Below are 20,910 nucleotides of genomic sequence, written 5' to 3'. Positions count from 1 at the left end.
AAGACTCGTTTTAATCAGTATACGGGGCGCGGTGCTGCGCTCGAAAGTTTTCTCAAAGCCCCAAATCCAGCCCCATCACCAGAGATCGCGTCTTGTCGTTGCCGGCCTGCAGGAATGACTTGTCGCCGGTGAGACGGTAGACCGCAGCCAGCATCTCTGGGGTATTGCAGTGCTTGATGATCTCGTGGCTCTGAAAATCCTTGAGATAAGCTTTGTAGGCTGCATCAAACAGAGCCTGGTCATTTTCCTCAAGCGTGCTGAGTTTCTTCAGGGACTCCATAAGCGAGAAAGGCTTTGGGGATGCTCTCTGTTCAAATAGGCCATAGGTGAGCAACTGGTCGGGGCGAATACCCGCCTTCAAGAACTCCTGCGTCACTTGCGAAGCCTGTTCCTGGTTGACCTTGCTGGGTGTGGACTGGCCCATTGGCGCAAAGAAGCACTGGATGAAGCGCACTGGGTCTTTTTTGATTTGTTCACAAAAACCAGGCTCGTTATGAACAGCCACCGTGTCTTGGAGTGAGGGTGCTCTGAGATTGGAAGGTTTGTCAGGCTTCAACGTAACGCGGCTGCTTGCATCGCATCGGCGCCAATACACGCCGTTGGTGTAGTTCACGACCAGCTGATGCCTGACCCTGAGTAGCCTGTAAAAGAGGAGATCTTCATCATCTTCGGCGTTCTTTACCACGGCCTGGTGGATCCGGGTTGTGGGATCTACAGCAAACCCTGCCAGCGCAAACATCGCCTGATATCGACCTCGCATGGGCTTTTCATCCAAGGTATTGAGAAGCACACCCAGATTGTCCCATGCCACGGCGTTATCACGCAGATCCTCGATGTCAACGCGATATGCCTTAAGCGCTATCTCGTACAAATCCTTGGAGAAAGAGCTGAAGATCTTCAGCACATCAACCTCGAAATCACTGTTGTAGAAGCTGGCAATTTCACCCACCTTGGTGCCAACGTTCCATGAGTAGAGATCAATGTAGTCCTTGAACCGACGCATCAATACTGGCGTTTGCTCCGAGGGGCTGCACAAGGCCATTGCCATGGCAAAGATAAAGCGATCTTCGTTTTCAAATCCACCTTCAGATTTAATGGCCTGCAGCACTTCATCGTAGGGGTTTCTTCCAGTAAAACTGAGCAACCACTGAGTGCACTGCGCCCCTATTGCTGATTTGGCGTCAGGATCGTATTGGTAATCGAGGTGGTTCTTATAAAACTGCTCGATCGCGATGATGGGAAACATAGCCAACCTCTGACATCGGGGGGTAGTGTCCCCACACGCTATTTTACCCAGTATAGGGGGTGCGCTCAGAGGGTCGATAGCGCCTATAGGCCTAGATCCAGACCCATCACCAGAGATCGCGTCTTGTCGTTGCCGGCCTGCAGGAACGCCTTGTTGCCCGTCAGCTGATAGGCTGAAACCAGGCTTTCAGGCGTGTCACACAGATCAATGACCTGCTCGGTAGAGAAGTCCCTCAGGTACAAGGTGTAGAGACGGGTGTAAAAGGCCTTGCCCTCGACCTTCATCAACTCAAATCGGGCCAAAGCCTTCTTGAGAGACATGGGCTCCTCCTGTCCGTCATCGGTAGGCAGTCTAACCTGCATGTGGGCACAGGGCCCATGCTCGACGATGTAGGCTGCTGAAATCCCGGCATCCAGGAAGGCCTGGGTGATGATGGCCGCGTGGTGATCGTTGTTCTCATTGCCTACGCCAACATTCATGTGCATGAAGAACGACTTCACGATCCTTTCTTGATCCTGCATCAGGCGCTCTTTGAAATCGGGTTGGCGGTAGAAATCCTGATCGCTTGCCGTGGTGCCTCTTTCAAGCGCATGCATGCCATCAGGAAACAGCGTGGCTCTTCGCTCCCCCGTGGGTCTTTTGAAGTTGGAGCCACCCGCATACTCGTCAAACAACCGGGATCTGACCTCCTGAACGCGGTAGTAGAAGAACTCCTTTTCATCATCATCGGTGGTGATCAGCGTCCTGTGAATGTCTGATTCAGGGGCAGGCTCAAACTTTGCCAGTGTCGAGAAGAACCAGTGCTTAACCAGATCGGCATTTTCAGGCAACGACAGGTTGAACAGATCCAGATCATCCCAGGCCACTGCATCTTGCAGCAATTCCATGCGTGAAATCTGATAGGCGTCGCATGCGATATCGAGCAGGCTGGGTTCGAGATGACGCAGGCACTTGACCACATCAACCTCAACGCCATGAGGCCCAAGCGCCATCGCCATGCTTGTGATCCATTGCTGGATGTTGGGCATCTCGTTTTTGATGTGCGTCTTGTAAGCCGAAAATATCCTGGGTGTATGATCGGATGGGGCGCACAGCACCAGACTCAGCGCAAACAGCATGCGTTTGTCGTACTCCACGCTGCTTTGCTGGCACAGGTTCTGGATAGCCGCCATGGCAGGATCCCGAGCGCCCTCAAAGCCCAGCAGCCACTGTTCAGTGAGCTCTGCCACCGCCGCAAAGCCCTCAATGTCCAGCTGCCCCTTCATGTACTGCTCGAAGAAGGATTCGATTTCAAGGGTGGGGAACATGACGCGGCCTCGGACGATCAGGGTAAAACCCCTGGTACTCATTTGTCTTAGTATGGGGTTTGAGGGCAAAACAAAGAAAGGGCGTTACAGGCCCAGGTCGGACGCCATGGCACTATCGCGCACCAGGTCGCCGCCCGCCTGAAGAAGCGCTCGATTGCCGGTCACCTTGTACGCTGCCAGCAGGGTCGCCGGATTGATGCAGTTGGCCACGATTGTCTGAGTGTCGTATTTGGCCAAATAGGCTTGGTAGGCTGCCTGGTAGTAGCGTTGGTTCTCCAGCGTGATTTGACCCAGCTTGGTCAGGGCGCTCTTGAGTGTGGTTCGGGTAGCCACCTTCCCTCGGACACCTTCGTCGATGATGCGCTCAGCGGGAATACCCGCTTCCATGAACGCCCTGCAGACCTCATCAACGTGCTGCCAGTTGGCGGGGTGCACGTCGAGCCTGGTGTCTTTGTGAATGAAGAACTGTTTGATGAGCCGGGATGGATCGTGGCTCAAGGCTTCCTTGAAGCTTGGGTGGTGATAAATGGCGCGGTACTCACCCAGGACAGGGCTGGGCAACCACCCCTGTGGCTGCAAAACAGGTTTTGCCTGACCTTCTGTTCGAAGATAGGTGATGCCATCCTTGTATTCCGTTGCCAGCTGCTTGCGAAGGGCTTCAAGGCAAAAGTAGACCAGCTCCCGCTCATCCTTCTTGCTGCAGATCACCGCTTGGTGAATTGCGCTGTCAGGCTTGATCGAGAAATGGGCGATTGCTTCGAATTTTGCATTGTGCAGTTTGCCGGGGTCTTCGGGCAGGGTGTTCATGAATACGGTTACGTTGTCACATGCCACAGCAGCAAGCCTGACGTTGACCGCATGGGTCTGATAGCACGAGTAGGCAAGGGTGTAGAGACGCTTGTGAGGGATCGACTCAAAGGCCTTGAGGACGTCGACAGTGTGATGTGGGTAGATGTCCCCCATGACTTCACCCACCCAGCTGCCGATCAGGCTAGAGTTCTGACTCAGCGCTTTTACGAACACATTGAACAGTTTGCCGGTGTTGGCCGTCGGCTCGCACAGCGCCAGCGAAAAGGCGAAGTAGAAGCGCTTTTCGGTGTTCTGAGGATCATGGGCGCCAAGGCTCTCCAAAGCCGCCAGGTAGGGATCAGGCGCTTTTGCAAAGCTCAGCAGCCAGTGCTCTGCCAGCTGGGCAGCGGGAGGCACCCATTGAGAATCAATTTCGGATCGGCAGTATTTGTGGAACAACTCTTCAAGTAACAGGACGGGCAACATGGATGGCTCCAGCGAGCGGCGCCATTGGCCCGCAACTACTTTTACACAGTATGCGGCTGGCGATCAGGCTCGGGAAAGAGCGTTACAAGCCCAGGTCTGCTGCCATGGCAAGATCGCGCACCTTCTCGTCACCCTCCTGTATAAAAGCCCGGTTACCGGTGATGTTGTAGACGGCGAGCAGTGCTTTGTTGTTGGGGCAGGCATTCAGGATATGCTCCACGCTGTGTTGAGCGAGGTAGGCTGTGTAGGCGTGCACGTAGAACTGCTGGTGCCGCTGAGTCATGACCCCAAGCATATCCAGAGCGCTGAACAGGGTGGTGGTCTTTTCATTTTTCCCAAGAACCCCTTGGGCAATGATCTGCTCGGGGCTGACGCCAGACGCGATGAAGGCTGCCGTGACTTCGGCAAAATACTTTTGATTCTCAAGCTTCATCAAGATGCTGTCCTGGCGGAACAGGAAGATGGCGCGCACCAGAGAGGTGGAATCTGAGTTAAGTGCCTGGGTGAATTCCGGTGTTTTGTGTACCGCAGGATACTGATCAAGATCTGGCGCCTGTAGCTGCAGGCCTATCTTGGGAAGGAGGGCAGGGGATGCCTGATTCCAGAATTGAAACTCTATGCCATCGGTGTACTCACGCAGCATTTGCGCGTAGAGATCCCCTGTTCTGAACAACACAAGATTGAATAGATCACCGGAGCGCAGGATGTAGTCCTTGAAGATCAGTCGATTCATGTCGTAAGGGAACCATGCCATCAGCTTCAGGGCTTCTTCACGCTGGCTCTGGGTGTCATCAGGCATGGCACATCTGAACACCTTGAGGTTGTCCGTGGCGATCGCAGCCAGGCTGACATCCTTTTCCCTCACGCTGTAAATACCGCGAGCGATTTTATAGAAGCTGCCGTCCGGCAATGCATCGAAGGCCTTGAGCACGTCGACCTGCAGGTGAGGCTCTAGATCTTTTGTGAGCTCGCCTATCCAGACACCAATCATTCTCCCTTCTCTAGCCAGGTACTCAGCGAATGCAACGATGATCCTGCCGGTGTATTCGCAAGGCGCGCAAAAGGCGAGGGAGAAGGCAAACCTGAGCCGTGTTTCGTTCTCGTTGTCTCCCAGGGCCACGAGTTCATCAAGGGCAACCTTGTGGGGATGATCCTGGTCAACAAAGCCCATGAGCCATTCTTCGGCCAGCCTTGCACCCTCGGGTAGGACATCGGGGCAAAAGGTCTGCGACTGGTACTCGTTAAAGAGGTTTTCCAGGAGGGAGTGGGCGAACATGGGGTGGCTCCAGCAAGCGACGTGGCGCCGCACTAAATTTTTTTCAGTATGTAGCTGTAGTCGCCCCTATGGGAAGTTGCTTACAAGCCAAGGTCGCTGCCCAAGGCCGCTTCACGCACGTTGTGATTGCCGGCTTGCAGGTACGCCTTGTCCCCGGTGATGTGATAGACCGCCAATAAGCACTTGGAGGTTTTGGCATTGGCCATGATGTGCTCAGGCTCATGGTTGGCCAGGTAGGCGCGAAACATGACCTGGTAAAACCTCAGGTTCATTGTGTCCATGCCTCCCAGGGTGGAAAGCGCCCTTCGCAGACTGACCGTCTCGGTGGGCTGGCCGCACGCACCCTGGCTCACCAGCTGTTCAGCAGTGATGCCGGCATCCAGGAAGGTCTGGGTCAGGTCATCCACGTGGTGCCAGTAGGAGGGGTCGATCTTGAGGGCATCCTGCTTGTAGGCGAACGTCTCTCGGATAATCCTGAGGGCGTCCTTTTGCAGCGCTTGGGCAAACCCAGGGGTCTTGTGGGGTGGTGCGACAGCCAGGAGTTCGGACAGTGGAAGATTGTCGGCAGCGCTTCTGTGCGAGGGCATCAGGACGCCAAGCTGATGGTCGTCAAGCCACAGGCGCTCAATGCCATGGGTATACACCCGTTCAAGCTGGCGCCGCAGGGCGAACAGACGGTGAAAGAACAGATCCTTTGTGCCCTGCTCAGTGCTTGCAAACTCCTGAAAAATTCTGCTGGTAGTGTTTTCAGGGAACCGAGCCAGTGCCGAGCAGATTGGCCAGGTCTGAAGACCTGATTCAGAATGCAGGCATTTACGAAACACCTCCGGGTCATCCCACAGGATGGCGTAATCCATAACGTTTTGGAGGGTGACGCTGTAAAGCCTGGCGGTAAGCTCGTGCAGATTTCCCTCTGGCAACGAGCGAAAAGCGGTAAACACATCCACCTCGTGTTCAGGTTGTGCGTTGTGCGCCACAAAGGAGACCTTCGTGATCAGATCGGTGTCGTTTTTGTTGATGTATCCGTAGTAGGCCCAGATGATCGCGCCGGTATTGGGCGAGGGCGCGCACAGAGCCATGGCCAGTGCGAAGATCAGTCGGGAATCTTGACGCGAGCTTTCACCTTTGCGCAGTTTGGCCAAGGCTGATTTCTCAGGGTTGGTGCTATCGGAGAATCCCAGCAGCCAGCGCTCGGCGGCTTCTGCTGCCATGGGAAAAGCATCTTCGTCCCAGATCTCATTTTCAAGATCGTCATGAAACGCGTCGAGTACCGCCACCTTGTACATAGGCCAACCTGCTGCTTGAAGCCTGCACCTGCTGCTGGCCCATCCATGAGTATAAAGGGCGCGTATCAGTGGACAGAAGCCTTAGAGGCCAAGATCCGAACCCATGATCAGTTCGCGAACCTTGCTGTCGCCAGCTTGAAGGAATGCTTTGTTACCCGTTACCTGATAGACCGCAGCCAGGGACTCGGGGCCTGTGCAATTATCGATGATGTCATCGATTTCGAAGGTTGCAAGGTAAGCCTTGAACAGGTGCGAGTAGAATCGCTGGTTGTTCATATCCATCTGACCAAAGTGAGAGAGTGCTTTATCCAGTGGTCGCCATTGGAACGCGTCTCCTTCTTTCCAGGGCCCGTGAAACATCATTTTCTCAGGATTAAGTCCAGCATCCAGGAAGGCCTGGGTGATTTCATCCACGTACTTCCAGCTTTCGGTATTGATGTAAAGCTTTTCCTTCTGGTTCTGAAAGAAAAGCTCGATGCTGTTATCGGCATCCCTGAGCAGGGCTTGGGTAAAACCAGGCTCCTTGTGCAGCGGGATGGTGTCATCCATGCTCGGCGTACCGCCCAGGTTTACCATCTCAGAAACCAGGGTTGGTCTCTTCTCTCCATATTGCCGCATCGACGCGTAGCCGTTGTTGTAGCCGAAAATCAGCTGTGTGCGCATTCTGTTGAGCCTGGCGGTGAAGAGCTTTTTCTCATCCTCCTCGGTGCAGACAAATCTGCGATGAATGGCAGACTCAGGATCGACTGTGAACATGGCCATGGCGTTGAAAACAGAATCGTCAGCACCGGTTTGTGGCAGTGTCCCTTCAAAGATTTTCAGATTGTCCCAGGCAGCAGCATCCCAGCGCACATCCTGCATGCTGATGCCATAAGCACTTCGAGCAGTCTCATACAGGTCGGTGCTTTCCAGGGCGTCGAAGGTAACGAGGATGTCGACGGGGTGATGAGGATGGATAGTCTCTGTCATTGCGGCGACCCATTTGCGCAGCAGCCAGGAGTTGTCGTTGACATAGCCCTTATAGGATTGGATGACCTGTGCGGCATCCTTTCCTGGAGCACACAGGGAGGCTGCCAGGGCAAACACTATCCGGTGAGATATCTCATCCTCTTTGGTACTGTTGATTTGCTGAGCAGCGACTTGAGCGGGATTCTCCTGGTCAGCAAAGCTCAAAAGCCACTGCTGACAAAGTTTTCCAAGATCAAAAAGGCTCTCAGGGTCAAGCTCTCCCATCGAATGGTCTTGAAACTGGGATTCGAGCTCGAAAATGGGAAACATGACAGGGCCTCATGAGATGGGCTTTCAAAGCCCTGGTGGTCATTGATATCAGCTTAGCGCCGGATATGTGTACGGCAGAAGCCCTAAAGCCCCAGATCCGACCCGAACATCGCATCCCTGACCCGATCTCCCACCAGGGTCAAAATATCCTTATCCTGAGTCACGGCATACAGCGCCTGGCGGCTTTCGTCGGTGGCGCAGTAGCCCAGCAGGGTTTTGGTATCAAAGTCCTTAAAAAGGGCCTTGAAGGTCGCGCCATAGAAGCGAAGTGATTCCTTGTCCAGCATCCCCAAGCGCCCCATCGCCTGCTGCATCGAGACCAGTGGAGCGCCTTCTGATTCACTACATATGCCGTGGGTCAGCAGGTACTGCGCCGATACGCCGGCATCCAGATACGCCTGTGTGATTGCATCTATGTGATCCCAGCCGTCGTGGGCGCGTATCTCCAGCTTTTTCTTGGGCGTGAAGAAGCCACGAACGCAGCGGTGCATGTCTTGGGCAATGCCCTCGGCAAACGCTTTCTGGGTGTAGAAAAGCGGCTCATGGGTTGGGCTGATGGCTGTCCAGCCATTTCGATGGTTGGGAAACAGCGTGGGCGCGCTCGCGTCTTTGTTGCGCAGATAGCAGCAGGCGTTGGTGAAGTCATTCTCGACTTCTTTGCGCAGTGCGAAAACCTTGGCCAGGAACAGATCCTTGCGATCCTGGTCGCTGTGGATCAGGGCCTTGTGGATCATGCTGTCTGAGTCGATGGGAAACAGCGCCAGGGTGCCAAACTTGTTGTGCCAGTCATCGGCATGATCCACAACATTCCACAGCCGGTTGTAGGCTTTCAGGTCGTCGTTAGCAACCGCATCCACCAGTGCGGTTATCGCCGACACGTCGGTCAGGCGCAGCATATGTTTGATTTTTGAAGGCTCAGCCAGCCTGATCAGCGAGCGGATGTCACCCAGAAGGTTATCGGCGTAGACCTGGAAGGTGTCCTTCATCTGGAAGGTGTGGTCGTTGATGAACAGCATGTAGGCGTCGAAAATGCGTGTCAGGTTCTGCGTGGGAGCTGACATTGCCGTTGCGAGCATGAACAGCAGCAGCTTCTGGTGCTCCTGGCGTTCCTGACCAATGTCTACGGCGCAGCCGAAAAAGTCCTCGACCCCAAAATCCTCGCTGTCCTGGAAGATCATGTAGAGCAGATCTTCAGCGGGGTCTTCTTGGTCGACAAAATTCATCAGGCACTTTTCAACCGCTGGGGCTGCAGTGGCAAAAAACTCCCGATCGATCGATCCCTTCAGGGTCTGGTGGTAGAGGTCGAGGATCTTCAGGTCAATCATGGGTAAGTCCTTGGTGCCGGGTTACAAGCCCAGGTCGGCTGCCAGGGTATCGGATCGAGCATCACCACCCATGGCCTGCAATAACCTATTATCGCGCAGGATCTTGTGTGCACCCAACAGGGTTCTGTCGCATCCGTCACACCCCTCAATCACCTGCTCGATGGTGAAGGTACGCAGGTAGGCCAGGTAGATGTAGGCGTAGAAGCGAAGGTTCATGTCCGACAGGTGCCCCAGGTAGTTCAGCGCCTCATCGATCTCGACGGGCGTGCCAAACTTGCCTCGGTTGAGCGGGCCATAGGTGATCATGTCCTGCGGGCGCATGCCGGCGTCAAGAAAGATACCCGTGATCTCATCGGCCAGCGCCCACATCTCGGGCTCATAGATCTGAAGATTCAGGCTTGGGCCATAGATCGCCTTGATGGCGTCGACTGGGTTGGCCAGGATCCATTGTTGAAACTCGGGGCGCCTGTAGAAAGTGTCGGCGTCATTGTCGCGCTGGCGCCAGCTCTCAAATCCCACGCCCAGGGTCTTGGGGCTGCCAGGGGGATTGCGGGTCAGGTACTTGAGTCGGCGTTTTGAGGCCTGCGGCTCCAGGGTGTAGCGAATCATCGCGGCGCGGGCCTTGTAGATTTCGCCTTGGCCCTGTGGACAATTCAAGTCGGGGCATTCCAGGAGGATGCGCGAATCCGGGGCATCTTCGAACTGTGCCAGGCTCTGCCATTTGTAATAAGGGTAGGCGCCGCCATCGGGCTTGGAGCAGATCAGCTTGAAGAGCTCAACGTCATCGGTGGCAATGGCCTCGACCAATACGTCGCTCAGGGGTGCGTTGTAGAGGCGGCTTGCTTGCTTGAGCCGCTCGGCCCCCAGGATCTTGAAGCACCGGGCAAGATCGACCCCCACTGCCTTGTCGTAAAGCTTCAAGGACATCGTGAGGGTGAAACTGATCATGAATTTCCAGTAGGCGTCGAACACCACGGGGAAATAGCTGTTGGGGCGCGCCAGCGTTAGCTTCAGCAGGTTGGACAGGATGGCCCGGCAGAAATTGATGCTCTTGTTGCGCGGGTTGCCATCGTCCACCCACATCGGCGCAATGGCAGCGAGAGCCGATTCGTAGGGCATGTCCTCATCCACATGGATCAGCAGCCACAGGCAGGCCTCTTCGGCCAGTTCGGCGATGGCGTGCTCGCCCAACGAGAAGTCGGGCGATTGTCGGCAAAACTCCAGAAGCTGCTCGGGAACCATCACCGCCTCACAGGAAATTGAAGGGGCAGGGGAATCTACCTTTGATCGGCAACTGATCGATCAGCTCGATGTTCTGAAGATTGTCCAGAATCTGCACATTGACCAATACGCCCATCTGGTTCTCGCTGAAAGCTTCCTTGAGCTCGGTCGGCATGCGTACCGCAAGCGTCGGGCTCTTCACAATCTCGCCATGAAGCTTTTTGCCGCCTGGCAGAAGGATGCTCAGCTTGGCGCCCACTTCAGCCCGGTAAAGATCATCGGGATTCAGGTAGATCTGGGCCGTGGCGGGCTGATCGCTGTCTACACGCGCCACCAGGTCGCCGGCAGAGACCGACTGGCCCTGCTTGAGCGGAACCTCAATAACTTTGCCGCTGGCGCCAGCAATGATGCGAAGACGATCCTGACGCTTGAGCAGGTATTCAAGCTCGCCTTGGCGCTCGATCTGCAGGTCGCCGTCTACACGGCTTTGGCCAGCGCTGGCAATCTGTTGGCGCATCAGGTTGGTGCGAGCATTGAGCAAGCCTTGGGATGCCTGGGACTCCTCCATCTGGGTCAGCACGCCCTCAGCCTTCATCTTGCGCGTGGTGTTGTACCAGGCATTCGCCCGTTTGACCTCGGCATTGAGCACTTGAAGCTCCTGGGAGCGCGCCAGCTTCTGCTCGGCGGATAGATCACGCTCTGCCAAGGCCTGCAGTGTGCTCAGGCGGTAATCAAGCTGCATGTCTTCAAGCTCACCGATGATCTGTCCCTGCTGCACCTGATCGCCCGGCTTGATGGTCAGGGCCTTGATCACACCCATTTCGGGGCTGTACACCTCGGCGGTGGGCAGTACGAGCTTTCCGGGGGCGTCGGTCATGGCCAGGGACACCGCGACCTTTCCGCCCAGAATCAACAGGGGCGAGGCTACGAGCGCCAGCAGGAAGTACCAACGAATCTTGAATGCTGCACGCTTGCCAGCGCCATAAATGACGTTCATGCCTTCGTGCTCGGTGGGCTTGGCTTCCTTGCTGCTGTTGAAGCTGATTTTCATGGGTGGCTGCTCGATGCGATTCTTATAGGATTTTTCAGGTCAGCCTGTTGGTGGTACCGGCAGTGACCTTGATCATTTTTCTTCCATGCGGGATGCGGCCATGATCCATCACATCTAAGGTGGCCAATGGGGCAAGGGCACGCAAACACAGGTCGAAAGATTTTACCACGATTTGAAGGTATATTGCCGAAGGCGCGTTCCAGGCTGGCTCAATTTATGGAATCAGCAGCGTGCTTTTTGTGGCAGCTGTCACGAAAATGATCAACGCACTAGCCAATCGTTGACATAGGCATATATTGCGTTAAGATTGACCCATAGCCATCCAGACCAGAGCGGTTAAGGAGTAGCAGTCGACTGAGGTCGGCATCCTCAGTCCAGCATTGATCGCAGTGACCACCGGCAGACCCCTAAGTCCAGTGCAGCCGTGACCACAAAGAACAGTCCACTAGGGCTGGGTCATCGAATGTTGAGCGAGTGCCAGGTATTCGAAATCCATCTGAGATCGAAAACACATAGCCGCCGACGTCTAGCAGCCCCACTGGCTGGCCTAGAGAAGAAAAAACCCCAGGGTACGCGCTCTGGGGTTTTTTGCGTTCTGCGGTTGGGAAAGGCTCACAGCCCCAGGTCGCTCCCAAAGCACGCATCCCTAACTCGGCTTCTGGCATTCTTGAGAATGCTCTTGTCACCCGTCAGTCGATAGGCAGACTCGAACGTCTCATCTCGAAAACAGCTTTCAGCGATCTGCGTTGGGGTAACGTCCTTGAGAAACTGGCGGTAGACCTGCGCGTAGAAGTCCTGCTCAACCAGTCCCATGGCCGCGTACTCACCCAGGGCCAGGGGCAGGGGTACCAAGGGCTCACTCACCTTGCGCCTGAACACGCACCAACTGATGATGGCCACGGGCGGGATCCCGGCCTCAATGAAGGCTTTGGTGATCTGGTGCACATGTGGCGCATTCTCTGGGTTTCTCAGAGCCTCGTCTGTGCGGTGAAAGAAGTCCCTGACCAGGTGCTCAGCGTCCATCCGCACCTTGTCGGCGAAATCTGGTTGCATGAATATTTCGCTGGCGGCGTCAGGCGCAAAGTGAGGAATAACACTCGCGCTGTTGGGCAGCAATGTCGGGTATTTAGGCCCCTTGCTCACTACCCAGCTCATGTTGTCATAGTAGTCGCCCATCAGGCTGTGGCGCAGGTTGTTGACCTGGGCGCGGAAGAGGTCGCGCTCATCCCGTGCGTTCCTCACGAAGTGTCGATAGATGGCGGTGCCGGTGTGCTCAGGAAATCGTGCGAGCATGCTGAGAGCGGGCTCCCTGGCTTTATCGGGGTCTTCGGGGAGCGTTTTGAGGAATACGTCCAGGTTGTCCCAGCCGGCAGCATCGCGCTGCACTTCCATCATGTCTGCGGCGTAGCATCGACGGGCGACCTCGCTGACGCTTCTGTCTTTCAGATGGCTGAAGGCGGTCAGTACATCCACGTTGTGTTCAGGAAGGCTTTGCTTAATCACAGCGGAGATGTCCACTACCCATTTTCCAATCGCGTTGGCGTCTTCCCACAGGATGGCGTGTCGAAGCTTGAAAAGATCACCCGTCTTCTCGGATGGAATGCAGAGCGCCATCGCCATTGCAAATACCATTTTGTCGGTGGGGATGATTTCGCCAGCCCGGTCTGCTGCAGTCACCCTGGGTTCGAGCCAATCAAAAACCAGATCGTCAGAGAGAAACCACTCCTCGCACTCCTTCGCGACTGCCATAAGATCATCGCAGGCCCAAACCCCTCTCTTGGCCTTGGTGTAAAACGACTCGATATTTGGGCTGAGGGCCATGGATTTGATCCTGATGCTGGGCGCCAGGTCATCCTGGTCATTGAGGTCAGTATGGCAGGGTCGCCAATTCTCTTTCTACAGCCCAGCGGCTACCGGGCGGCACGCGGGGGAATCTTCTTGAGGCTGTCCCAGTCCTGCCAGTCGATCGACTTGACCCCGGTACCGGCCAGGGCTTTTTCCAGACGACCACGAACCTCATCAAAACCTGCAGCCCCCGCCCAGCTCTCCTGGGAGGAAAGAATCGACTCTACGCTCTGCGAGACACTGATCTGCGCATCCGGACACACTGCCTGGGCTTCCAGGGCGCGCCTGCGGATCACTTCAACGTTGGTCGAGTAGATCATCAGGGAGGCCGAAGAAAGGCTTTTGTTTTGCTCGCAAACTGCCGGGCTCTTGCTGTACCAGCGCCAGTGGCTGGCCGAAGTGACAAGCCATGGTGAATTTTGAATGGCCAGCTCGACAGTCTGGGCCCACAGGGCGACTCGCTGCTCGGCGGGCACCTGGCTTTGCTCGATCTCGATGTCCAGCATCATGCCGTCGAAGGGGATGTCCTTGAGGCCATTGATGATCGACAGCAGCTTTCCCTGGTGCTCGGGAGCGATCCAGTCGGGGTCACCCAGCAGCAGATCAACAGCGATGCCCTGGATGTGGGCCCGCTTGATGAGGTTGTTCAGGGCGTAGCCGGTCTGCGAGGGTGTCTGGAGCTGGGCAGCCGAGAGCCCCAGGTAGATCCTCGAAATCCCGTACTGCGAGAGAGTCGTCAATTCCTCCTGGCTGCTTTTGGGGTTCAGGAGGGTCTGGGAGTGCCAGGCGTAGGTGCTATGCATTAAGCCTGACTCTGCCTGGGTGGTGTTTGTCAGGCTGAGCACCAGCAGCGCACAGAGATAAAAAAAAGATTTCATAACGTGCGCATTGGTGGCATTGAAAGGTTCGTCCGAATGGTTAGCTACTTTGAAATTACATTGGTCACAATATTTTTACAGGTGAAGCAAAATCTCTTTTTTGCATTCTTCTAGTGAATATGATGCCAGCTGTAAACAGAATTCGATTACAGAGCTGCTCTCAATCAATGGCTTATTTAGCCTGGATATTTTAAGCGGCGAGTAAAATTCTTCGAATGGATTGCATTCAGAATGCCAATATTTATTAATTAGTGATTGAGAGTGCTTGCTCATCCCAGTCTTTCGGCAAACATCCTTAAGATCAGATATCCTGTTGCTTCTGCCTTTGGATATCAAATTCCACTCTCCAGCCCCAACAAGGTAGAAACTAGGACTGTTTTTAAAGTCCTTTTTATGTGATTCGATTAAATCGTCTATCCAATGTAGTGAATTTTTATAATTATTGTGAATCAGGATTTCTTTGTGCGCGTACTTCTCAGAAATAAAGTCTGCTTTCTTAAGCAGATCCCAGTTGTCTGCGGAGTCCTGATCTTGAAGCATCTTCATAAACCCTATTCTTGACTCCAAAATCTTTTTTGAATCGTGGATTGCATAGCGCTGGATGTCTTCATCGTCAACGATGCAGTTACCATCCTCGTTCTTGAGCGACCAATAAAATCTTTCTGCAGAACCAACAAGGTAATTGAATATCTTTACCTTCAGTTTTTTCTGATAATTATTATTTTTGGCTAGGCTGGATTCTACAATTTCATTGCACTCTAATATTAGCTTGTAGAAGTTATCAATGCTGCTCCATGCCACTTTTCTTGTGGCTGGCGAATTTTCAAATCTATATGTTTCGGACTTGAATATTTCGAATTCATAGTTGTTTATATCATCTTGTTGCATACATACCTCAGAACTTTTTTGCACGTTTAAGCACCCACCAAGGTGCCATGGAAGTCTCTTCATGCCCGCGACGGAAGGCATCGTTGAGCATCGCCAGACCACTCCAGCAGCGCATGACGAACATCACTGCCGGGAAGACCAGCACCAGCGGTGCCAGCTTCAGATCCTGCTTGGGGCGCTCGGACACCAGCACTACGGACAACAGGTACATGAGAGCGGTAGCAGCGACGTACAGGGCGTACACCATGGCGGTCAGCACGATGATCTGGCCCGGTGGCAGCAGGAACAGCACGGCAACCATGTAGCCGAAGATGATGAAGGGCAGCACTAGCTGGAAGAACAGGCCGGCATAGGCGGTCATCAGGAAGTTGCGCCAGCCGATCAGGCGGGGCTGGATGGCGTGCCGGTGCTTGCGCATGTAGATGAAGAACAGATCCCCGTCCCAGCGCAGGCGCTGCATCAGGTACTGCTTGAAGGTGGTGGGGCTGTCGGTATGGCCCACGGCACGCGGCTCGAACGGGATGCGCAGGCCTTCGCGCTTGAAGTACTGCTTGATGCGTAGCGTGGTGTCCAGGTCTTCAGCGGTGTGGGTGTCCCAGCCACCGATCTTTTCCAGAAAGCTTCTCCGAAAGCACCCGAAGGCCCCGGAGATGTTGTTGACGATGTTGAACTCGGCCAGGCCCACCTTGGACAGGTGAATCGAGAGCAGGTATTCAAGCGCCTGCACGGCAGTGGTCATGGACGCCCACACGTTACGCACCCGCAAGCTTCCGGAGACTGCCGGCACCTTGGGGTCTTCGAAGTGGCGCACGATGGTGCTGACCATGTCGTTGTCGAACGAGGTGTCACCGTCCAGGGCCATGATGATCTCACCGGTTGCCAGGGACAGGCCGGCATTGAGCGAAGACACACGGCCTCCACGCTGCCATTTGGCGATCGGGCGCAGGAAGCGGCGAGGGTAGCGCTCCTTGTCGACGTTCACGGCCCGCACGGCGTCCATGGTGACCTTGTTGGCGGTGGCGCCATCAATGATCGGGATCATCTCGATTTCACCCGCGTAGATTTGCTCACAAAGACTGAGCAGGGTCTTCTGCACGTCCAGACCTTCGCTGTAGCAGGTGATCAGGCACGAGACTTTCGGGGTGTACAGGCTCTGCTTGGGCGGCAGGGTGTTCATGCGAAGGAACCAGCGCCCCACACCCAGGATGATCAAGACGTTGAGAGGCACCTCGAACACAAGGAAGAAGGGGAAGATCATCAGGAACAGCCGAAAGGTACCGTCGGCCATTCCCAGGTCGTGGGCATACGACTGCCAGTAGGCAATGATGCTCTCGATCATGCGGCACCCAGTTGGTCGCGCAGGTGAGCCAGCAGCCCCTCGGGTTCGTCATCAAGCTTGTGACCCTGCTGGATACTCACCGAAGCCACCGACATCTTCACTTGAGCCGATGCAGTGCTCAACAGCTTCTGGATCTCCTGGAGGCGCGGCTCGACCTTGCTGGCACCCTTGGCATCGGTATGGGGCAACAACACCCACAGATGATCGTCCTGACTGCGGCTGGCGCGATCGGTCTCACGCAGGTTGGCGCTGATGCGCTCAACCAGGTTTTGAGCAAAGGCATTGCCCTTGATCACACCCAATTCGCCCATCACCGCTTCAAGGTTGTGCATGTGCACGCCCAGCAGTGTGAAGCAGAACTCGGGGTAGCGCTTGACCATCTGCATCTGCCAGACGAGCAGGTTCTTGAATTGATCGAACGAAACGAAATTGCCACGCACGAACTTCTCATTGAGGGTCTGCTCGAACAGCAGGCCATTGCGGCAGAGCATCCGACCTTTCTCGGTCAGCGTATAGTCCTGCACCAGTTGCATGCGCAGTTCTGAGGGCTCGTGGCATTCGCCGCAATCAAGGCACCGCGCATCGACCTTGGCATCGACGAAGAAGGCATGGCAGCCATTACAGCTGTAGTTCTCCATCGGGCGGTCGTAGTCGCTGCCGATATGGCGCAGACGAGTAAGGCATTTTGGGCAGTTCATCACGCCACCAACAAGGAACTTGTCCTGGTGGTTGATGTGACCACAGGTGAAACAGTGGATGGCTGGCTGGCGCTTGATGTCCAGGCAGTTGCACTCAGGGCACACGTCCACATAATTCAGGCGGCTTGAGCCACAGCCTTTGCACATGCGAATGCGGTCGACAATGCCGGCAGGTTCCAGCAGACCCTTACCTTCCATCAAGCTCAGCCAGGTAAAAGCGTGTGCTTTCTCGCTGCCCATCAAGGCATCGAGCAGAGGGTAGTGGTAATGCTGGTTCAGTTTGTTGTTGCCCACGGCGCGCAGGGTGCTGCCTTCGCGCATCCACAGGTAAGCGAGAATTCGGGTTTCGAAGCTTTCTGGCTGGCTGCCACGGTTGAATGCATCCAGGCGCTCGGTGACGGCGCTCCAGGCTTGGCTGATCAGAAAGAAGTTTTCAGGGGGCAGGCCATCGGACAGCGATGTGTTCAGGGCATTGCTCTGGTCGCGGGCATAGATGAGCTTGAAACGGTAGCGAGGACTGACGCGCAGAAGGCGCAGGAAAAGACCGGTCAGCTCGGCAGTCTGGTCAAGGATCACGATATCGAAATCGACAGGATCCTTGAGAAGGGCCTGAGCATCAGGGAAATGGGCAAATAACCCGTCCTGACGACTCGAAGGAGCTGACTTTCGGACAAAAGCCACTTTGGGCTGATTCATGCTCACCACATTTTCTTGTTGTTATCGGATGAACAAGGCTGTGCAGGCTGGAAACCCTGGGTAGAGCCCCGTGGCAGCGCAGCATCTTTCTTGTTGTTGTAGGTCAATTCTACCCCCAAAACGGGTCTTGTCAATATACGTTTAAATCGAATATAGTGACCGGTTGTCGTTGTCTGACACTGCCCGATCAATTTGAATTGATGCTGCAGCGGAACGCTTGCGGGCTCAGGTTTTGACAGCCTGGCAGGGGGTGACGCTTTGGCAAATGCAGGCGCTAGCAGGATAAAAATCTGCAGGGCTATACTGTTGAAAAAGGATTCCTTCGTGAAAACCCAGATCAACACACAAAGCTCAGGGTCGTCTAGCAGCGAAAATACTGCGGCGGGCAGCTTTCCGGGCAAAGAAATTTGTTCGCTGTTGAGGGAGCTGCTTCATTACAGTGATAGTGATTCGAGACTCACCGTCGAAACTGATTGGTCGGGTGCATCCTACAGACAAAAAACCAACCGGCTGTTCAAGCTTGTTGAAAATCTTCGCACGGATCAAGTCGCTAAGGTTATAGATGATATTGAAGGCAATATCTCGAACATGCTGGCGAACAACGAGCGCGTTTCGTACGGCCAGGCCATGGTCGACAATCTTCAGCACCTTCTCGTAAAAGCGGGAGATCATGGCTTTGATGGCCTCAGGGTGATGAACTCGGAGATGTGCTGGGAGGAGAGCGGCAAAGGGCTCGTCGACTTTGCCTTTGGGAGGATTGAAGCTGAAGCCAGAAAGCAGACCTTCGTCTCTCTTTGGGTAGAATCCATTCTGCTAAGCCTGGATGAAGACACACTGTTGGCTGAAGTGGAGGATGAGCGGGTCGTTGCCTGGCTGGCACAGGCCCGTCGTTCAGAGGGGCTCAAGGAGGCGCTTCAGAAAACAGGCACCGGGCGTGACATTCTCATGGCCCAGGATCTGGGGCTTTGAGCGTTACGTCTCATACTCAATGATGCGTGAGTAATGAGATCACTATCTGGTTATCAGCGATGCTGCCTGGCTACACTGGTGAAAAGGAGAATTTGTATGAAATTGCAATTTGCGCTCGTCGATCCTGACCTGGTCACCCGTGGCACGACGATCATGGTTGGCATAGTGGTCAGCGATCGGGTCTTCAACGACTACGATGTGATGCCCATTCAACTGTCCTCGGCCATCGCCGGGCCAGGATCCGTAGCGCCCGTAAGCTTTTTGGTCAATGACCATCACCTGGACAACCTCGCCAAGCGTAACGATTACCCTGAAGACGTTCTCAATGCTTCATTCACCCACGTACTGAAGTTGCCGGTATGGCGCACGCCGCTGGTCGACGTACCTGCCGGGGAGATAGCCCTGGTCAAGACTCAGATGCCGGGACTTGAGGAGGGTGAACACGCTTACGCTACCTTCGGGATCATCAAGGGTGATCATGCTGAGCTCAAGGCCATGTCCAACAAGGTCTTCGAGTCGACCGCGCCTCTTGCGCCTGGCGTCATGACCAGCGGGGGTGTTGCACGCTACACAGGAACAGAGGTAGCCCACACCATGGGCAGCTCGCTGCTGAATGTGTTGACCCAGCATGTGTGGGGTTTTGGCCCTGAGAAGCTGGCAGTCAAGGCGATGATCACCATTGATCAGTTCAAGGGCTTCGCCGCCAACAACCAGCACCTGATTGACCATGGCGTGAACCTGTCCGAGGAATTCGGGCGCAGCCGACCCGATGCCCAGTACCTGGACTACCTACGCAAGATGGCAGCCCGTGGCTTGGTGCCGGCGCCCATGTGTGAAACCCTGGGGGAGTCGAAGATTCGGGAACAGGCTGCTTCTGAGATCATGAGGGAGCAGCTAGTCGACGAACGTTCTGACGAGCTGACTCAGCTGGCCAAGAAACTGGGTGTAGAGCTTTCCCCAGAGCGGTGAATCTCTCATTAGGGGTGACCGGCGCGGCTTGACCCATGGCTTATTCAGGCAGAACAATGGGGGATAGGAGATTCCCCGTGATCATTGATCAGAGCTTGAAAGAAATGTTCCAGGCCAACCCGCCAGCGCCAGCGCCCGCGCCCGCTCAGGTTGATGCGCCCACCCCAGAGAGCCATATCATTGGCACCTGTCGGGAGTTCATACACCGGGCCTCCAGAGATGAATGCGGCACTCACCACATTCTGGCTACTGCAGAGAACCTGGCTGAGATGATCCTCGCTCACTATGGAACGCTGAACGAGGCATCCAGGGCACTCAGAGCTTACTGCAGCCCTGATGAGCTGCTGCCCATGCCGGTGATGGAGGCCTTTGTCTTTGCCTGCGTGCGGGAGCACCCGCTGCTATCGATCATACTTAATGAGATGCACGAGCTGTACTGCCACTCTGGGTATTCCCAGGCAGCGTCATCCATGACCGGGATACTGCAGGATCCCAGGTTCATCAGAACGCCACGTCCGCAGCTGTGGGATAGCGCCGGGGTCATGATGTACAGCCCTGCAGCCTTTCGAAACGTCCACCACGGCGCAATGAATCGCCAGCTCAATGCCTTTTTTGCAGAGGGCGAGAGTGGGATAGAGCGCTTGCTGGGTCATTACCCCAAAATGGGCGCTGACAGCCAAAGGTTGATCGACAACTACCTGGTGAATCGGGTCTATTTCTCCGACCTGCCAGCGGGTGATCCTGTAAGGCGCCTGCTGCGCGATAAGCTCGATGACGTCGAAGATGCCAAGGCTCGCATCAGCTGCCTCTTCAACGGCGTGCTGGAGGTAGTAAATGATCCGGCTAGCCCGTTCATGGCTCGCTTGAATGATTGTTTCAACTTTATTGATACCTTGACGCCCGATCAGGCCACAAATGCGCTGGAGCAACTGACTGACGTCTTGAGCGCGTGGCTGGACAATGGCGGCTGTGACCTGGGCAACCCCTATGATCCAGTCGTTTGCATGGTCACCGTCCTGAACCGCGCCAGCAGGCATGGCTATGACGTGCTCCGGGCTTTACGCCCAGCGTTCGTGTACATGCACGATGAGGGCGCCATCGTCGAAACGATGTTCAAATCCATAGAGTTCGGTCAGAACACCACCAATTCGGCCAAAGTTTTGATGGAGGCGATTCTCTTTGCTGTGGATGAGCAGAAGCTGCTTTCGCTGAGTATTGATGAGCGAGTACTTTCGCGCATTGCCCAGGCGAGAGGATCGGATGTACTGCGCAAGGCCCTGCTCATGTCGAGTACCGGCAGAGACATCATCTTCGGCCAGGATCTGGGTCTCTAGGACGTGAGTGTTCCTTGACCCTGCGTCTC

17 protein-coding genes are annotated in these 20,910 nt (G+C 55.1%); 3 read left to right on the top strand and 14 right to left on the bottom strand.

Annotated elements, in window-relative coordinates; genetic code table 11:
* Window positions 1–52: 52 nt before the first annotated feature.
* From IFT57_RS09125 to IFT57_RS09060, 14 genes are all read right to left on the bottom strand, one after another.
* On the bottom strand, window positions 53–1,246 hold the full coding sequence (locus tag IFT57_RS09125) for a hypothetical protein (protein ID WP_122530773.1): 1,194 nt from the start codon (window positions 1,244–1,246) through the stop codon (window positions 53–55).
* Between the two features lie 83 nt (window positions 1,247–1,329).
* Window positions 1,330–2,622: a hypothetical protein gene (locus tag IFT57_RS09120; protein ID WP_244657278.1), complete on the bottom strand. Its 1,293-nt coding sequence runs from the start codon at window positions 2,620–2,622 to the stop codon at window positions 1,330–1,332.
* Between the two features lie 15 nt (window positions 2,623–2,637).
* Entirely contained in the window at window positions 2,638–3,828 is a 1,191-nt protein-coding gene (locus IFT57_RS09115; RefSeq protein ID WP_122530777.1) for a hypothetical protein, read from the bottom strand.
* 82 nt (window positions 3,829–3,910) lie between these two features.
* The gene (locus IFT57_RS09110; RefSeq protein ID WP_122530779.1) at window positions 3,911–5,104 is read right to left on the bottom strand and encodes a hypothetical protein; all 1,194 of its coding nucleotides are present in this window, start codon (window positions 5,102–5,104) and stop codon (window positions 3,911–3,913) included.
* 80 nt (window positions 5,105–5,184) lie between these two features.
* A complete protein-coding gene (locus IFT57_RS09105) occupies window positions 5,185–6,390 on the bottom strand; it encodes a hypothetical protein (RefSeq protein ID WP_192151236.1) in 1,206 nt (401 codons plus the stop codon).
* 81 nt (window positions 6,391–6,471) lie between these two features.
* On the bottom strand, window positions 6,472–7,668 hold the full coding sequence (locus tag IFT57_RS09100) for a hypothetical protein (RefSeq protein ID WP_122530783.1): 1,197 nt from the start codon (window positions 7,666–7,668) through the stop codon (window positions 6,472–6,474).
* Window positions 7,669–7,751: 83 nt separating this feature from the next.
* A complete protein-coding gene (locus tag IFT57_RS09095; RefSeq protein WP_192151234.1) occupies window positions 7,752–8,993 on the bottom strand; it encodes a hypothetical protein in 1,242 nt (413 codons plus the stop codon).
* A gap of 21 nt (window positions 8,994–9,014) precedes the next feature.
* Entirely contained in the window at window positions 9,015–10,235 is a 1,221-nt protein-coding gene (locus IFT57_RS09090) for a hypothetical protein (RefSeq protein WP_192151232.1), read from the bottom strand.
* Between the two features lie 7 nt (window positions 10,236–10,242).
* Window positions 10,243–11,265: an HlyD family secretion protein gene (locus IFT57_RS09085; RefSeq protein WP_122530787.1), complete on the bottom strand. Its 1,023-nt coding sequence runs from the start codon at window positions 11,263–11,265 to the stop codon at window positions 10,243–10,245.
* Window positions 11,266–11,877: 612 nt separating this feature from the next.
* On the bottom strand, window positions 11,878–13,086 hold the full coding sequence (locus IFT57_RS09080; RefSeq protein ID WP_122530789.1) for a hypothetical protein: 1,209 nt from the start codon (window positions 13,084–13,086) through the stop codon (window positions 11,878–11,880).
* Between the two features lie 89 nt (window positions 13,087–13,175).
* Window positions 13,176–13,913 (bottom strand): hypothetical protein, encoded by a 738-nt coding sequence (locus IFT57_RS09075; RefSeq protein ID WP_192151230.1) that lies wholly within the window; start codon window positions 13,911–13,913, stop codon window positions 13,176–13,178.
* Between the two features lie 150 nt (window positions 13,914–14,063).
* Window positions 14,064–14,876 carry a hypothetical protein gene (locus IFT57_RS09070; RefSeq protein WP_122530793.1) on the bottom strand — a complete coding sequence of 271 codons (813 nt, stop codon included), beginning with the start codon at window positions 14,874–14,876 and terminating at the stop codon, window positions 14,064–14,066.
* Window positions 14,877–14,883: 7 nt separating this feature from the next.
* Complete coding sequence (locus IFT57_RS09065) at window positions 14,884–16,212, bottom strand: glycosyltransferase family 2 protein (protein ID WP_420286319.1); 1,329 nt, start codon at window positions 16,210–16,212, stop codon at window positions 14,884–14,886.
* Window positions 16,212–17,609, bottom strand: coding sequence for a TackOD1 domain-containing metal-binding protein (locus tag IFT57_RS09060; protein ID WP_122530796.1), 1,398 nt, complete (start codon window positions 17,607–17,609; stop codon window positions 16,212–16,214). The genes IFT57_RS09065 and IFT57_RS09060 overlap by 1 nt, the downstream gene beginning before the upstream one ends.
* Before the next feature lie 324 nt (window positions 17,610–17,933).
* On the opposite strand from IFT57_RS09060, the gene IFT57_RS09055 reads away from it, so the two are divergent.
* From IFT57_RS09055 to IFT57_RS09045, 3 genes are all read left to right on the top strand, one after another.
* Window positions 17,934–18,578, top strand: coding sequence for a hypothetical protein (locus tag IFT57_RS09055; RefSeq protein ID WP_122530798.1), 645 nt, complete (start codon window positions 17,934–17,936; stop codon window positions 18,576–18,578).
* Window positions 18,579–18,674: 96 nt separating this feature from the next.
* Window positions 18,675–19,547, top strand: coding sequence for a hypothetical protein (locus tag IFT57_RS09050; protein ID WP_192151228.1), 873 nt, complete (start codon window positions 18,675–18,677; stop codon window positions 19,545–19,547).
* 77 nt (window positions 19,548–19,624) lie between these two features.
* Window positions 19,625–20,881 carry a hypothetical protein gene (locus tag IFT57_RS09045; RefSeq protein WP_192151226.1) on the top strand — a complete coding sequence of 419 codons (1,257 nt, stop codon included), beginning with the start codon at window positions 19,625–19,627 and terminating at the stop codon, window positions 20,879–20,881.
* The last annotated feature ends 29 nt before the right edge of the window (window positions 20,882–20,910 follow it).

Source organism: Pseudomonas sp. CFBP 13719 (assembly GCF_014842095.1).
In the GTDB taxonomy this organism is placed as follows: Bacteria; Pseudomonadota; Gammaproteobacteria; order Pseudomonadales; family Pseudomonadaceae; genus Aquipseudomonas.
This window is presented reverse-complemented; position numbering and strand designations above follow the sequence as displayed.